15 protein-coding genes are annotated in these 14,107 nt (G+C 36.9%); 8 read left to right on the forward strand and 7 right to left on the reverse strand.

Annotated elements, in window-relative coordinates:
- Positions 1-355: 355 nt before the first annotated feature.
- Complete coding sequence (locus tag C9J35_RS11880) at positions 356-541, forward strand: SE1561 family protein (RefSeq protein WP_010857232.1); 186 nt, start codon at positions 356-358, stop codon at positions 539-541.
- 39 nt (positions 542-580) lie between these two features.
- Here C9J35_RS11880 and C9J35_RS11885 read toward each other — a convergent pair whose 3' ends face one another.
- Entirely contained in the window at positions 581-1,378 is a 798-nt protein-coding gene (locus C9J35_RS11885) for a YwqG family protein (RefSeq protein WP_107924675.1), read from the reverse strand.
- A 182-nt stretch (positions 1,379-1,560) separates the two neighbouring features.
- Between C9J35_RS11885 and C9J35_RS11890 the strand changes: the two genes are divergently transcribed.
- Positions 1,561-3,099, forward strand: a complete 1,539-nt coding sequence (locus tag C9J35_RS11890) for a fumarate hydratase (RefSeq protein ID WP_107924676.1) — start codon at positions 1,561-1,563, stop codon at positions 3,097-3,099.
- A 499-nt stretch (positions 3,100-3,598) separates the two neighbouring features.
- On the forward strand, positions 3,599-5,503 hold the full coding sequence (locus C9J35_RS11895; RefSeq protein ID WP_107924677.1) for a heavy metal translocating P-type ATPase: 1,905 nt from the start codon (positions 3,599-3,601) through the stop codon (positions 5,501-5,503).
- Between the two features lie 107 nt (positions 5,504-5,610).
- Here the strand turns inward: C9J35_RS11895 and C9J35_RS11900 are convergent, their stop codons facing one another.
- On the reverse strand, positions 5,611-6,525 hold the full coding sequence (locus C9J35_RS11900; RefSeq protein WP_107924678.1) for a YihY/virulence factor BrkB family protein: 915 nt from the start codon (positions 6,523-6,525) through the stop codon (positions 5,611-5,613).
- Between the two features lie 23 nt (positions 6,526-6,548).
- Positions 6,549-6,875, reverse strand: a complete 327-nt coding sequence (locus tag C9J35_RS11905; RefSeq protein ID WP_054767676.1) for a hypothetical protein — start codon at positions 6,873-6,875, stop codon at positions 6,549-6,551.
- Between the two features lie 178 nt (positions 6,876-7,053).
- Between C9J35_RS11905 and C9J35_RS11910 the strand changes: the two genes are divergently transcribed.
- Positions 7,054-7,275, forward strand: a complete 222-nt coding sequence (locus tag C9J35_RS11910) for a DUF1128 domain-containing protein (RefSeq protein WP_054767675.1) — start codon at positions 7,054-7,056, stop codon at positions 7,273-7,275.
- A 60-nt stretch (positions 7,276-7,335) separates the two neighbouring features.
- Here C9J35_RS11910 and motB read toward each other — a convergent pair whose 3' ends face one another.
- Both motB and motA read right to left on the reverse strand, forming a co-directional pair.
- Positions 7,336-8,112 carry a flagellar motor protein MotB gene (gene motB, locus C9J35_RS11915; RefSeq protein WP_107924679.1) on the reverse strand — a complete coding sequence of 259 codons (777 nt, stop codon included), beginning with the start codon at positions 8,110-8,112 and terminating at the stop codon, positions 7,336-7,338.
- The gene (gene motA / locus C9J35_RS11920; protein ID WP_054767674.1) at positions 8,096-8,899 is read right to left on the reverse strand and encodes a flagellar motor stator protein MotA; all 804 of its coding nucleotides are present in this window, start codon (positions 8,897-8,899) and stop codon (positions 8,096-8,098) included. Before motA ends, motB begins: the two co-directional genes overlap by 17 nt.
- A gap of 199 nt (positions 8,900-9,098) precedes the next feature.
- On the opposite strand from motA, the gene C9J35_RS11925 reads away from it, so the two are divergent.
- The 3 genes from C9J35_RS11925 to C9J35_RS11930 all read left to right on the forward strand — a co-directional run bounded on the left by C9J35_RS11925 (position 9,099) and on the right by C9J35_RS11930 (position 11,357).
- Positions 9,099-10,334, forward strand: a complete 1,236-nt coding sequence (locus C9J35_RS11925) for an aminopeptidase (RefSeq protein WP_107924680.1) — start codon at positions 9,099-9,101, stop codon at positions 10,332-10,334.
- Between the two features lie 138 nt (positions 10,335-10,472).
- A complete protein-coding gene (locus C9J35_RS24535) occupies positions 10,473-10,607 on the forward strand; it encodes a hypothetical protein (RefSeq protein ID WP_268807923.1) in 135 nt (44 codons plus the stop codon).
- Between the two features lie 186 nt (positions 10,608-10,793).
- Entirely contained in the window at positions 10,794-11,357 is a 564-nt protein-coding gene (locus C9J35_RS11930) for a beta-class carbonic anhydrase (protein WP_107924681.1), read from the forward strand.
- 170 nt (positions 11,358-11,527) lie between these two features.
- On the opposite strand, the gene C9J35_RS11935 is transcribed toward C9J35_RS11930, so the two are convergent.
- Together C9J35_RS11935 and C9J35_RS11940 are read right to left on the reverse strand one after the other, a co-directional pair.
- Complete coding sequence (locus tag C9J35_RS11935) at positions 11,528-12,115, reverse strand: GNAT family N-acetyltransferase (protein WP_054767673.1); 588 nt, start codon at positions 12,113-12,115, stop codon at positions 11,528-11,530.
- 219 nt (positions 12,116-12,334) lie between these two features.
- Positions 12,335-13,159 (reverse strand): polyphosphate kinase 2 family protein, encoded by an 825-nt coding sequence (locus tag C9J35_RS11940; RefSeq protein WP_107924682.1) that lies wholly within the window; start codon positions 13,157-13,159, stop codon positions 12,335-12,337.
- Between the two features lie 207 nt (positions 13,160-13,366).
- On the opposite strand from C9J35_RS11940, the gene C9J35_RS11945 reads away from it, so the two are divergent.
- Complete coding sequence (locus C9J35_RS11945; RefSeq protein WP_107924683.1) at positions 13,367-14,080, forward strand: TspO-related membrane protein; 714 nt, start codon at positions 13,367-13,369, stop codon at positions 14,078-14,080.
- Positions 14,081-14,107 lie beyond the last annotated feature (27 nt).

The following is a 14,107-nucleotide window of genomic DNA, read 5'->3' on the forward strand; positions in this document are numbered from 1 at the left end:
TCAATTCATCTTCCACATAACAGCATACCAAAAAGCCTTAGCGCTCACCACATGTGATTTTACGCTAAGGCTTAACTAACACTTATCTCCATTCAACTTGTATAAACACGAATTTCGGTTCTTTTCACATCACCGATTACTTGTTTAAACTCCCTCCTTTTCGAGTTAGAGTTCACCGTTTTCTTTAATCAGCCCCTTTACTATTTCTTAATACAAATTTAACACAGCATCTCAATATTGTAAATATTCTGTTTAATTATTTTTCAAAATAATTACTAAGTCCTAGGTGCCCGCCTAAGCATTGAAATTTAGCATAAAATCGGCTACTATGGAATGGATGAAATGAGGTGTATGCATGTCAAAGCCAATCACTGATAAAGAACAACAAGTGACCTATTTAAAAGAACGTCTTGAAATTTTCTTAGAAGTTTTAGATGCCATCGATCCTGAAACAACTGAGTTAGAGGATATTGATCGTTTAATTCAAATGATGGATGATTTAGAAGACAAAATGGAGCAATTCAACGCTCGTGAAAAATAATGCTAAAAAGCAAGCGGGTGTTATAGCCCGCTTGCTTTGTTAATGGCAGTCCCAGTTGTAGAGAACATTGCTAAAATCTTTTCGTTTCAGCTCATCTTCTGTAATAAAAAAGTTACCTACACCGACATCTCCCCACATAATGTGGTCTCCTTCACTATCCACCTGTAATAGTAAAATCAAAGAATCTGTATAATCCCCATATGCTCTTGGGTCTTCTTGTGTGAAAAATGGATACCCTCCGATTTTATGACCTGTACTATCCAACGTTTCATAAAACTCGTCTTCTACATCATCATTGTCTTCTATATCATTTACTATCGTTGCATACTGCGTATTGCTTCGGAAATCATTTGCAGATAATGGCTCATAGCCTGTTTCAAAAGACAAAGCCATTTCTTTTTCCACTGGGAAATACATGTCCTCTTTGTTCAAATCGACAAATGAGAAGTCTTGTATAAGTTGTGACTCCTCTTCCACAATTTGTTCGTGGAAGATGACACGAAAACCTTGTTGATTTTGGCCATTATCAAAATCCATTCCTAAAACATCATCATGTGCATCGATATAAAATTGTAAAATACCCTCTGTCGGAAAGTTTGGTACATGTTTCGGTACATCTGCGAAATTAATTTGCGCTAACAATTTTAACGGTTGCCCTTCAGCATTTTTCGGATATGCCATTGTCAGCGGGAAATAAGGCTCCCCTTCAAATTTACTTTCAAAGAAAGATGTTTTCCGTTGTTCCGTTTCTATATTTATAAATGGTTGAATCGTTTCTTCGATTACTTCTCTAAATTTTTCAAATGCTACAGGTAATTCAAGTTTCTTTACAGACATACACGTACCCCCTAAAGTAGATTTAATACCATTTTAGAACAAACGTTCTTTTTCAGCAAGTATCTTTTCTATGAATCCTGCTTATTTCCTAGTACTATTAGAAGTACTCTTTTTTTCATTAGTTTAAAAGAGTATAATGTAATGTGGAAATAATCAATTTTTTCTATGGGGGGCAATACCAAATGAATCTACAAACTTTGGAGAAAAGTCTTTATGATTTAATTACAGAAACGTCTACGAACTTACCTAAAGACGTGCGTCGTGCTATTAAAAAGGCCAAAGAAGCCGAAAATGCTGGCACACGCGCAGCAATGAGTTTAGACACAATTTCAAATAATATTATTATGGCAGAAGATAATGTATCACCAATCTGTCAAGATACTGGGCTACCAACATTCAAAATTTACACGCCTGTTGGGGTAAACCAATTAGAAATTAAAGAAGCCATTAAAAAAGCTATTAATGACACAACTGCTGACGCTAAATTACGTCCAAATGCTGTTGATTCATTAACTGGTGCAAACAGTGGTAATAATCTGGGTGATGGTCTACCTGTTATGAAGTTCGAACAGTGGGAAAAAGACTATATTACAATTAAATTAATTCTTAAAGGTGGCGGCTGTGAAAATAAAAACATTCAGTACAGCTTACCATGTGAGATTGATGGCTTAGGCCGTGCTGGTCGCGACTTAGATGGAATCCGCAAATGTATCCTTCACTCTGTATACCAAGCACAAGGCCAAGGTTGCTCAGCAGGATTCATCGGTGTTGGAATCGGTGGTGACCGTTCTTCAGGATATGATCTTGCAAAAGAACAATTGTTCCGTCATGTAGAAGATACAAACCCAAATCCAGATCTTGCAAAACTAGAAGAGTATGTAGTAAAAACTGCAAATACATTCGGTATCGGTACAATGGGCTTCGGCGGTGAAGCAACATTACTAGGCTGTAAAATCGGCGTTATGCACCGTATCCCTGCTTCTTTCTACGTATCAGTAGCGTATAACTGTTGGGCATACCGTCGTATGGCAATCGACATTAATCCTGAAACAGCTGAAATCATTAACTGGCACTACCAAGATGGTGAAAAAATTACATTTAAAGAAAATGAAGTTGCTGCAACAACAGAAGAAACTTCAACAGATGTAATTGAACTAACTGCTCCTATTACTGAAGAACAAATTCGTGCATTAAAAGTGGGTGACGTTGTTTCTATTACCGGTCGCATGTATACTGGCCGTGACGCAATTCACCATCACTTAATGAGTCATGATGCACCAGTTGATCTAAACGGACAAGTTATTTATCACTGTGGCCCAGTAATGGCAAAAGACGGAGAAGGCAACTGGACAGTTAAGGCTGCTGGTCCAACTACTTCTATCCGTGAGGAGCCATACCAAGGAGATATCATGAAAAAATTTGGTATCCGTGCTGTCATTGGTAAAGGCGGTATGGGACCAAAAACATTAAAAGCTCTTGGCGAACACGGTGGCGTTTACTTAAATGCAATCGGTGGTGCTGCTCAGTACTACGCAGACTGCATTAAAGGTGTAGATGGCGTTGACTTAATGGAATTTGGTATTCCAGAAGCTATGTGGCACTTAAATGTTGAAGGCTTCACAGCAGTTGTGACAATGGATTCTCACGGCAACTCTTTACATGCTGATGTGGACAAATCTTCTTTAGAAAAACTAGCGCTTCACGCTGAACGTATTTTCTAACTTTTAAATAAGCGATACTTTTTTATTCTTTTTTTCACAAATAGCTAATTGCTATTTATACACAAAATTTATAGGCACAGAATATTCCTAGTGAATACTCTGTGCCTTTTTCTATGCTGGACAAATTACAAAGATGGCTTTTCTATTTAATGAAAAAGCTGTTAGAAAAACAATGAGTAAATTACCTAACGATAATGTATGGATTGAGACGGAGAAATGCCCTCTAAGTTTAAGGCTGACTCCGGATGGCACCGTCGCAAAGCCTCAGCTGGAACAGAAAGCATCTCTATAGTTGTGGTAATGAATTAAATAAATGAATGTTTCATCACCAGCTTTTACAATACTTTCGAACTTCTTACTTTCTTTTTCCAATTCCCTTTGTTATAATAATTCTAAATTAAATAAAAGAAATTTAAATTGAATTCTGACCATAAACAAGCATGTTATCTTTGTTTAATAAGGTTTTTGATATTGATTTTCATTATCAGGAGGGATAAAGATGGAATATACTAATCGAGAAAATATTACTCTAATTGAGAAAACAAAAGAACATGCTGAACTAATTGCTGCTATCGTAGCTGGATTATTCATTTTACTTGCATGGCGTTTAGATACGAACAACCAAACAACCGCTTCTGTTCTTTTATATATTATTGCATTTGCTGTTGGGGGTTTTGCAAAAGCAAAAGAAGGCATTGAAGAAACGCTCGCAGAGAAAAAGTTGAATGTTGAACTACTTATGGTGTTAGCGGCAATCGGCTCAGCAGCAATTGGATACTGGACAGAAGGAGCAATACTGATTTTTATCTTTGCTGTAAGTGGCGCATTAGAAACATATGCCATGAATAAAAGTCACCGTGAAATCTCTGCACTGATGAATTTGCAACCTGAGGAAGCTTGGCTAGTACGTGGTGGCTTTGAACCAATGAAAGTTGCTGTAACTACATTAACGATCGGTGACCATCTCCTTATTAAACCTGGCGAACGTGTACCAGCAGATGGTGTGATTTTCAAAGGGCAGTCTTCTATAGATGAGTCTGCTATTAGCGGTGAGCCTCTCCCAGTTGCTAAACGTGAAGGCGATGAGGTATTTGCAGGAACAGTCAACTTAAACGGTGCCATTACAATGGAAATGACAAAGCCAAATTCTGAAACATTGTTCCAAAAAATTATTAGCCTTGTACAAAGTGCACAAAGTGAAAAATCACCTTCTCAGCAATTCATTGAAAAGTTTGAAGGTACTTATGTAAAATTCGTCTTACTGACTGTTGCACTTATGATGTTTGTTCCGCACTTTTTACTCGCTTGGGACTGGACAACAACATTTTACCGAGCAATGGTTCTCTTAGTAGTCGCCTCTCCTTGTGCACTTGTCGCATCAATAATGCCAGCAACACTAGCGACTATTTCAAATGGTGCAAAAAATGGTGTGCTATTTAAAGGTGGTTTACATTTAGAGCATTTAAGTGTTTTACGTGCATTAGCAGTTGATAAAACCGGTACTTTAACACAAGGAAAACCAGTCGTAACAGATTTCATCGTTCGTGAAGGATTGGATAGAAATACGACAATGAGCATCCTTGCGAGTATCGAAGCACAGTCGAATCACCCATTAGCACAAGCAATCACTTCATATGCAAAAGCACAAGGTATTACGCATTATGCACAGACCACTATTGAAGACATTCCTGGTTGGGGAATAAAGGGCTTTGTCAATGACACGGAATATTTAGTGGGCAAACCAGATTTTGTAGGCATAGAAGAAGCCCACGCATTTGCAAATGGTGCTGCCGCGTTACTCGCCGCAGAGGGAAAAACAGTTATTTTCATCCGCGACAGCGAAGGCATCGTTGCACTCACAGCTTTAAAGGATACTGTTCGTAATGAAGCTAAAAAAGCCGTTACATTGCTAAAAGAGTTAGGCATTAATGTAGTGATGCTCACAGGAGACAATGAAAAAACAGCGAAGGTCATTGCGAAAGAAGCCGGTGTGAATGATTATGTAGCAGAATGTCTCCCTGAAACAAAAGTTACTGAAATGAAAAATCTTCTTCGTCAACATAAATATGTGGGCATGGTTGGAGATGGTATTAATGATGCACCAGCATTAGCCACTGCGACTACTGGCATCGCAATGGGAGAAGGTACAGATGTCGCTTTAGAAACTGCTGATGTAGTTTTAATGAAAAATAACTTATCTAAAATTGCCTACGCTGTTCGCCTATCGCGTAAAATGCAACGTATTGTAAAACAAAATATCATTTTCTCTATCGGTATCATTATCCTGTTAATAGCCTCAAACTTTTTACAAGTTGTTGATTTACCACTAGGTGTGATTGGACATGAAGGTAGTACAATTCTTGTTATATTAAATGGCTTACGTATGCTCAATAAAAATGTGTAATCGGAGCGTTTCCTGAACTCTAGTAATAGTATTCCTTTTACAAAAAACAGCCTCACATCACAGAACTGTGATAGTGAGGCTGTTAATATTTTTTGCCATGTACGTTACTAATCATGTTGTTTTTGCAATGCTCTTTTTTGCATTGAGGCATTTAAAACACCACCGAAAATCAAAATCATACCAGTAAAATACAACCAAAGCATTAAAATAATGACACCGCCAATACTACCGTATGTAGCAGAATAATTTCCAAAATTACTAATATAAAAAGAAAAACCGTATGTTAATGCCAACCAGGCAAGTGTAGAGAACAAGGCCCCCGGCCACACGCCCATTATTTTCAAGCGCGGACTTGTATTCGGCACAAACCAGTAAATCCCCATTAATACCACAAAGATGAGTAATGGTGGCATGAACAAGCGTATATTATGCCAAAGTGATTGAAATTCTTCTTCTATTCCAACTATCGAAAACAGAAAATGACCGATTTGTTGTCCAAAAACCGGTAATAGAAGGGCAACAACTATGACGATTACAAAGGCAATTGTAAAGACAAGCGATAACCCTCGCTCTAAGATGCCTACCCTACCTTCCGTATCATAGGCTTTATTTAAAGCCCTGATCAATGCATTAATTCCCTTCGAGGCAGACCATATTGTACCAAGAACACCAATGGATAATAAACTGCTATTGCGATTTGTTAATACCTCATTTAATGTACTTTCAATTAAATTGTATACTTCATCTGGCACTATATTCACTAAAAAAGAATAGACTTGCGTCGTTTCTAAATTTAGATATGGTAACAGTGTAACGAGGAAAATAAGTAGTGGGAAGAATGATAGTAAAAAGAAATAAGCGAGTTGTGCGGCAAGGGCCGATATTTCCACGCGTTGTATACGTAAGAGTAAATCTTGTACAAAGCCCTTTGACGTCATGATATCTACAGAATCAACATTTGGAGAGACAAACGATTTCACAAAACCAAATGCTGTATTCGCTGATACTTTTTTCTTTTCCATGCAAATCCCTCCTTAACTACAACTTATTCTTTATTTGGTGAAGAGAAGGCAGATTTTGTATCACTAATCATACCCTGAATAGTGGAAGGTAATTCTTTAAATTCATCAACTTTTTCTGCTACCATGTTGACGTTTTCTGTAACACTTTCACAGAGCACTTGAGCAGCTAACACTTTTTCCTCAATTAAATCCTGTAATTCGCCACGATTCGTAGCGTAATACGATACTGCTGCAGTCACCTTTTTTGTAGTAGCTACTGTTTTTTCACGTGTTGCGCGATCAAACATGCTTAGTGCTGCACCGACTGTGGCACCGATAACGATAGATGCTAATAATTTACTTTGTCCCATATTAATAACCCCCTACTTGTGTACATGTATTCCCTTATAAATGACAAATAAACAACTTGCTACCTTTATTCTACCCAACAACAACATATTTTTAAAGCAATGCCCAAATACAGTGTTGACAATTTTTTTATTCAATGAAATGATATTTGCGAGGACTACGAAAGGTAGGTTTAAATGAATGGATTTATCAATAGCATCAAAAGAAAACGTTATTTATATGGTTGATCAAATGAAAGATAAACTTCGCATGGTAAATGTCGATGCGATGAAATCAGAGAATTTCGATGAAGCAAATTATGAAGATTTAGTCTATCTCTACGAAATGGTTATGAAACGTGACACATTTAGCCCAAGTGAAATGCAAGCAATTGTTGCAGAACTAGGCTCATTACGTAAATAATTTAGAAAAAAGCTATTAGTTATGAGCGCAAAGCGTTTCACTAATAGCTTTTCTTATTACTTATTGTGTATTTTTCGTAGCTGATCCATCTTCTGCAACAAGTGGTTGAATCAACACTTCTACACGACGGTTTTTCGCACGACCCTCAGCAGTGTCATTCGGAGCAATGGCTTTGTATTCGCCTTCCCCTTTTGCACTAAAATATCTTGGGTCTAAATTCGCATTACTCCCCACTATAATTTTCAGGAAGTTCACTGCACGCATAACTGACAATTCCCAGTTTGAAGCAAATTCAAAACTTGATTGCGGTACATTATCAGTATGCCCCGTAATTAAAATACTACGCGCAGGATCTGATACTAGTACGTCTGCAAGTTCTTTAGCAATCGGTTTATATTCTGGTTTAATCGTTGCTTTCCCTGAATCGAATAGTATACTATCACGAATTGTTACTAACAAACCTTCATCTGTCATTTCGGTAGCAAACTGACCTTCCATCTCGTTAACCGCGATGAAATTATCAACACTGTCCTTGATTTCCGCTAACTCTTGCTGATCCTTTAGATAAGCTGAGTTCTGCTGTGTTTGCTGTGGTGTTTCATCATTTTGGGCATCAGGCGTTTGAATCGGTGAAGGTTGTTCTAGAAAACTCGTTCCACCATCAAATACCTGACTGAATACTGCTGACATTTTTTCTAACTTCTCTTGATCGACCGAACTTGATGCAAATAATATTATGAATACCGCTAATAACAGCGTTAAAATATCAGCGTAAGGAACTAACCAAGACTCATCAATATGTTCATCATGCTTTTTTTTCTTAGCTTTCTTTGCCAAGGCCGCCCGCCCCGCTTTCACCAGAAATTTGACGACGCTCTTCCATCGTTAAATAAGAAGATAATTTTTGTTCAATAACACGTGGCGCTTCTCCTTCTAATACAGAAAGAATGCCTTCAATCATCATGCGTTTTTGCTTCACTTCAATGGCAGATTTACGTTTTAGCTTATTAGCAAAAGGATGCCAAAGTACGTAACCGGTAAAGATACCTAATAATGTTGCCATGAAGGCAGCTGAAATCGCATGTCCTAGTTTTTCTATATCATTCATATCTGCCAATGCGGCGATTAACCCTACAACCGCACCAAGTACCCCTAATGTTGGGGCATATGTACCTGCTTGCGTAAAAATTGCAGAACCACTTGCATGACGTTCTTCCATAGCTTCTACTTCTTCAGTTAATACGTCACGTATATAATCTGCATTCTGACCGTCAATAGCTAATGTAAGACCATTTTTAAGAAACGGGTCTTCAATTTCTGATGCCTTACTTTCAAGAGCTAATAACCCTTCACGACGAGCTAAGTCAGCCCATTGTGAGAACATTTTAATAATCTCAATATCATCTGCTAATTTAGTTTCTTTGAAAAGAATTTTAAATAGCTTAGGTACACGCTTTAACTCCTTCATAGGGAAGGCAATTGTTACAGCAGAGATTGTACCGAAGATGATGATTAAGATAGCCGCAGGGTTATAAAAAGCACTTAAGCTTACACCCTTCATGACCATCCCTACTAATAGCGCTATAAACGCTATAATTAACCCTACTACTGACGATATATCCATTCCAGAACCTCCAAATCTTCTAACACTCTTATTGTCGTCTATTTTTCCATATTTTTAAATAAAGATATAATATAGTATAAATGTAATTCACTAATTTTTCGATGTAATAAATGCTTTTTATTCACATTTCGACCATATTTGATTATATTGAATTAAGAATAGTACACTAAATTGTCCATATTCGAAAGGAGCTAAGAATTTGTTATTATCATTTGACACAAATTTACTACGTTATGCCGAATTAGCCGTAAAAGTAGGAGTAAATATCCAGAAAAATCAATATCTCTATATGAGTTGTTCGACGGATAACATAAAACTAGCACAAAAAATTACTAAAACCGCTTATGAAAATGGTGCAAAACAGGTTTTTGTCGATATATCTGATGACGAGCTTGTTCGTACACGTTATGAATCAGCACCAAAAGACTCATTCGATTTCTTTCCACCTTGGAAAGTTCAAGAACGTGAATGGTTAGCAGAGAATGGGGCTGCGTTTATAAGTATCGTGTCGCAAAACCCCGACCTATTAAAAGGCATTGATCGCGAGAAAATTATGACCTTCCAAAAAACATCTAGCCAGGCTCTTGCAAAGTACCGTAGCTTACTGCAATCAGATAAATTTAGCTGGTCAGTTATTGCTGCCCCTTCAAAAAATTGGGCAGCAAAGGTCTTTCCTAATCTTCCTGAAGATCAACAAATGGATGCATTATGGGAAGCAATATTTGCCGCGACTCGTACCAATCTAGAAAATCCAATAGATGCTTGGCGAGCACATGACCATCTATTACACGACAAAGCTGATCATTTAAATAACAAACAATACAAAACACTTCACTACACTGCAACAGGGACTGATTTAACTATCACATTACCAGCGAAGCATATATGGACAGGTGGTAGTAGTATCAATACGCAAGGGCAATCATTTATGGCAAATATGCCGACTGAAGAAGTCTTTACAGCTCCGTTAAAAACAGGAGTAAATGGTTATGTATCTAGCACTAAGCCTTTAAGCTATGGTGGCAATATTATTGATCAATTTACATTAACATTTAAAGAAGGCCGAATTATTGAGGTACAGGCAAAGCAGGGACAAGAAATCTTAGAAGCACTTATCGCAACAGATGAGGGTGCTCACTATCTCGGGGAAGTAGCACTTGTCCCACATCAATCACCTATTTCTCAATCAGGTTTATTATTTTACAATACATTATTTGATGAAAATGCCTCGAATCATCTAGCTCTTGGTAGCGCTTATGCATTTTGTATTGAGGGTGGCAAAGACATGTCTTCAGATGACTTACTTGCACACGGCCTCAATCAAAGCTTAACACATGTTGACTTTATGATTGGCTCTGCTAATATGAATATTGATGGTATCATGGAAGATGGTCAAATTGAACCAATTTTCCGTAATGGCAATTGGGCTTTCTAGAGAAATAGACACCGTTTTATAGTATTCTAGCCAAGGTATGTTATGGATGTCATAAATTATCCTTAGATTTTCATAGCAACCTATTGTATAATAAAAGTAAACAATTTAGTAGATTAATTAGTAGAGAGGAGCTTTTCAATGTTCATCACAACTGTACTTGGCTTTTCAGTCGTTTTATTAATTTCTGTAGCATTCTTCATCCACTACCTACAAGTTGGTTTAGATTCTAAATCTTCAGTAACTGTAGATCCAAAGCCAAGCGAAAAATTCTAAGCCTATTCAAAACAGCTACTTACCGTAGCTGTTTTTTCACATTTTTGTAACATCTTTATTTCGATTCGCTAAATAAATTACTAAACTCCTTTTTTTTATCATAAAATTGCGCGAATATTGTCATTATTATTTGCATATTTATATTTTTGCTCTAAAATATTTCTGTAGGGAAGGGAGCAATCTTTCATGACAATGTTAAAAGATATTCTAGAGTTTAATGGAGATTTCGTTCAAGAGAAAAAATATGAGCCTTTTATTACAACAAAGTACCCTGATAAGCGAATCGTTGTTTTATCTTGTATGGATACTCGACTTGTAGAACTGTTACCTAAAGCTATGAATTTACGCAATGGTGACGTTAAGATCGTTAAAAGTGCTGGTGCTTTAGTTAGTCACCCCTTTGGTGCAGTTATGCGTAGTTTACTTGTAGCTGTCTATGAACTACAAGCAGATGAAGTCTATGTTGTAGGACATTATGACTGTGGTATGAGTGCAGTAGATCCTGAAGCAATGCTAAGCAAAATGGTGAATCGCGGTATTAGCACAGAAACAATTAAAATGATGGAATATTCCGGTATAGATTTAAAAGAGTTTTTACGTGGTTTCGGTGACGTAGCAACAAGTGTGAAGAAAAGTGTCGATACAATTCGTAATCATCCACTTATGGTGAAAAGTGTGCCTGTTCACGGCTTAGTAATCGATCCAAATACAGGTCGCCTTGATTTAATAGAAGACGGCACGAATCAATAAAAATTTCTATGTCTGTGCAACATGGTGACTGACACTATTTTCGTCATATAAGAAATTTAATGTGCATAGTGGTAGGATTTACAGTCGCGTAGTCGTACACGTATAAAAATTTAAAAGATGTGTCTATCCGTCGAGATCTCGAATGATAGACACATCTTTTTCAATTTTCGTTAGGATTCATCTAAGCAGGCATACATATAGTGATCTACCCATTCCCCATTAATATACAGAAGCTTTCTTAAAAGTCCTTCTCGTTGAAATCCTGATTTTTCTAAAACACGGATAGACGCATTATTTTGTGTCGAAACATACGCCTCCACTCGGTGCAAGCCTATTTGTTCAAACGCAAAGCGCACGACCAATTCCACTGCTTCTGTTACGATCCCTTTCCCTACATAAATCTCATCCATCGCATAGCCAACAAATGCACTTGAATACGGTAAACGTTTTACAGCATAAAGCGCAATATGCCCTATTAGGTTATTTGTACCTAGCTCAAAAATACCGAAAGAAAATTCTCGTTTTGAATCCATTAAATACAAACTTTCTTGAATTTTTTTATATTGAGCATCTACTGTATAGTATTCAGGTCGTTGTAATGGTTCATATGTAGACCAAAAGTATTTATTGCGACTTACGAGACCAGTTAAATTTTGTGCATCTTGTTCTTGGAATGTGCGAACGTAGCATTTTCCCCCTTGAATCGATACCACATTTCCACCCTTTTTCCTCAATAGATTCCAAATTTTAAGCACCATATCTCCACACTAGCCTTCCAATAATAGTCAGTATATGTTCATCCCGCATCAACGGTCAATATGAGTCAGTTAGGTGAGCGATTAACTGACAAAAAACCGATGCTTCCACTACAATCAGTGGGGATGAAAGATCCCCGTTTTACTTTATTGTATGTAAAAAAAGATGCTGCTACAACTAAAATTGTTCATGTCTTGTTATCACAGCATCTATCCGATTATTTAATTTTTTTCCTCTTTATCCGATTGCACTTGCAACATTTCCATACTAGAGGATTCAGTATCTTCTAAATAGGTTTTATCTAAAACATTTGTTAAATGTAAACCACGTTTTTGTGCTTCACGCTCAATATGTGCAATGGTTTCTTGTAAAACTTGAACCCTCGCATGTTTCTTATCATTGCCTGCCACTAAAATCCATGGGGCGTTCTTTTTATCTGTTTTATCGAACATATCATTTGCAGCATCTATATACTGTGGTGTTTTTTCACGATTTCGCCAGTCTTCATCTGTCAATTTCCACGCTTTATAAGGATCCTGTTCTCGTTCTTTAAAACGATTTAGCTGCTCTTCATCTGACACATGAAGCCAGAATTTCACGATAATATAATCACCATCTGTTAGAAGCTTTTCAAAGTGGTTAATCTCCTCGTATGCACGAGTCCACTCGTTGTTTGTTGCGAATCCTTCAATACGCTCTACTAACACACGACCATACCAGGAACGGTCGAAAATTGCGATTTGCCCATGCTGAGGTAGTTTTCTCCAGAAACGTTGTAAATAGTTGTAGCGAAGTTCATGTGGCTGAGGTGCTGAAATAGGGTGCACGACATAGCCACGAGGATCTACGCGTTCGATTAGACGTTTTATAGCACCGCCCTTCCCTGCAGCATCCATACCTTCAAATACTAAAATAAGCCCGATTTTATTGTTTAGTAAAAACTGCTGGGCATTTAACATTTCATATTGGAGTACTTTTAATTTCTTTTTATACATTTTTTTATCTAGTTCAATCGATAGGTCTAGATTTTTTAGATTTTGAGTCATTAAAACTTCACTCCTTTAATTTAGCTATTCATATTGTACTAAAGAAATATATGGATGCCTATCCAAATGGTAAATTGTAGATAAATTTGGCGAAACAAGACGATACATTATTGGCAATTTCCGCTATAATGAAAATAGAAAATTTGTGACAGTCCTATACTTATTTGTCTTTTCCCTATACAATTTAACAGGAAGGGAGAGGAAACCATGCCTCAATTTATTTTGATGACAATTTCTTATATTGTCGCACTCATCCTAACCTTTTCATCCTATTTCATAAAAATAAATGGTCAATCTACGTTAGAAATCTCTAATCGTTTTCCCGTTATGTTTGCGCCTTTTAATGTTAGTTATGTAATTTGGATTGTGGTTTACTTTTTACTCGGCTATTGGTTAGTTATGAATTTCAAAAAGACAACTATTAAACAGACTGTTCTCTTTAGTAGCATTTGTATATTGCAGGCGTTTGCCATTGTGTTTTGGCATCACGAATTATTTATCGTGTCACTTTGCAGTACGTTAATATTAGTAATTTATTTATTTTTACTGTACAATACGTATTCACTTAGCAATAATGCGCTAACAGGTCGAGTGCCATTTTCTATCTATCTCGCTTGGGCGACTTTTACTCTTATGACAAATGCAAGTTTTACATTAACATCGTATGAATGGAACGGCTTCGGTCTTAGCAATCCACTTTGGGCAGTTATTTTACTGACTATTGGAGTTGCCATAGCACTACATATTCGCTTTCATCACTTCGATATTGTGTATCCGAGTGTTTTTATCTGGGCCTATATAGGTATTGCGTTACATAATGGCTTTGATGAATTACTCGTGACAACAGCTGCCTTATTTTTATGCGGTGTGCTCCTTGTTGGTATACAATTTATTAAAAAAAATCCTGCCTACCAAAAATAACATGGTAAGCAGGATTTTTTTCTATTG

The organism is Lysinibacillus parviboronicapiens (assembly GCF_003049575.1).
Classification (GTDB): Bacteria; Bacillota; Bacilli; order Bacillales_A; family Planococcaceae; genus Lysinibacillus; species Lysinibacillus parviboronicapiens.

Coding starts and splice junctions, on each gene's coding strand:
- C9J35_RS11900 (WP_107924678.1), bottom strand. CDS start 6,525: ATGGAAAAGAAAAAAGTATCAGCGAATACAGCATTTGGTTTTGTGAAA.
- C9J35_RS11905 (WP_054767676.1), bottom strand. CDS start 6,875: ATGGGACAAAGTAAATTATTAGCATCTATCGTTATCGGTGCCACAGTC.
- C9J35_RS11890 (WP_107924676.1), top strand. CDS start 1,561: ATGAATCTACAAACTTTGGAGAAAAGTCTTTATGATTTAATTACAGAA.
- C9J35_RS11895 (WP_107924677.1), top strand. CDS start 3,599: ATGGAATATACTAATCGAGAAAATATTACTCTAATTGAGAAAACAAAA.
- C9J35_RS11910 (WP_054767675.1), top strand. CDS start 7,054: ATGGATTTATCAATAGCATCAAAAGAAAACGTTATTTATATGGTTGAT.
- C9J35_RS11935 (WP_054767673.1), bottom strand. CDS start 12,115: ATGGTGCTTAAAATTTGGAATCTATTGAGGAAAAAGGGTGGAAATGTG.
- motA (WP_054767674.1), bottom strand. CDS start 8,899: ATGGATATATCGTCAGTAGTAGGGTTAATTATAGCGTTTATAGCGCTA.
- C9J35_RS11930 (WP_107924681.1), top strand. CDS start 10,794: ATGACAATGTTAAAAGATATTCTAGAGTTTAATGGAGATTTCGTTCAA.
- C9J35_RS24535 (WP_268807923.1), top strand. CDS start 10,473: ATGTTCATCACAACTGTACTTGGCTTTTCAGTCGTTTTATTAATTTCT.
- C9J35_RS11880 (WP_010857232.1), top strand. CDS start 356: ATGTCAAAGCCAATCACTGATAAAGAACAACAAGTGACCTATTTAAAA.
- C9J35_RS11940 (WP_107924682.1), bottom strand. CDS start 13,159: ATGACTCAAAATCTAAAAAATCTAGACCTATCGATTGAACTAGATAAA.
- C9J35_RS11885 (WP_107924675.1), bottom strand. CDS start 1,378: ATGTCTGTAAAGAAACTTGAATTACCTGTAGCATTTGAAAAATTTAGA.
- C9J35_RS11945 (WP_107924683.1), top strand. CDS start 13,367: ATGCCTCAATTTATTTTGATGACAATTTCTTATATTGTCGCACTCATC.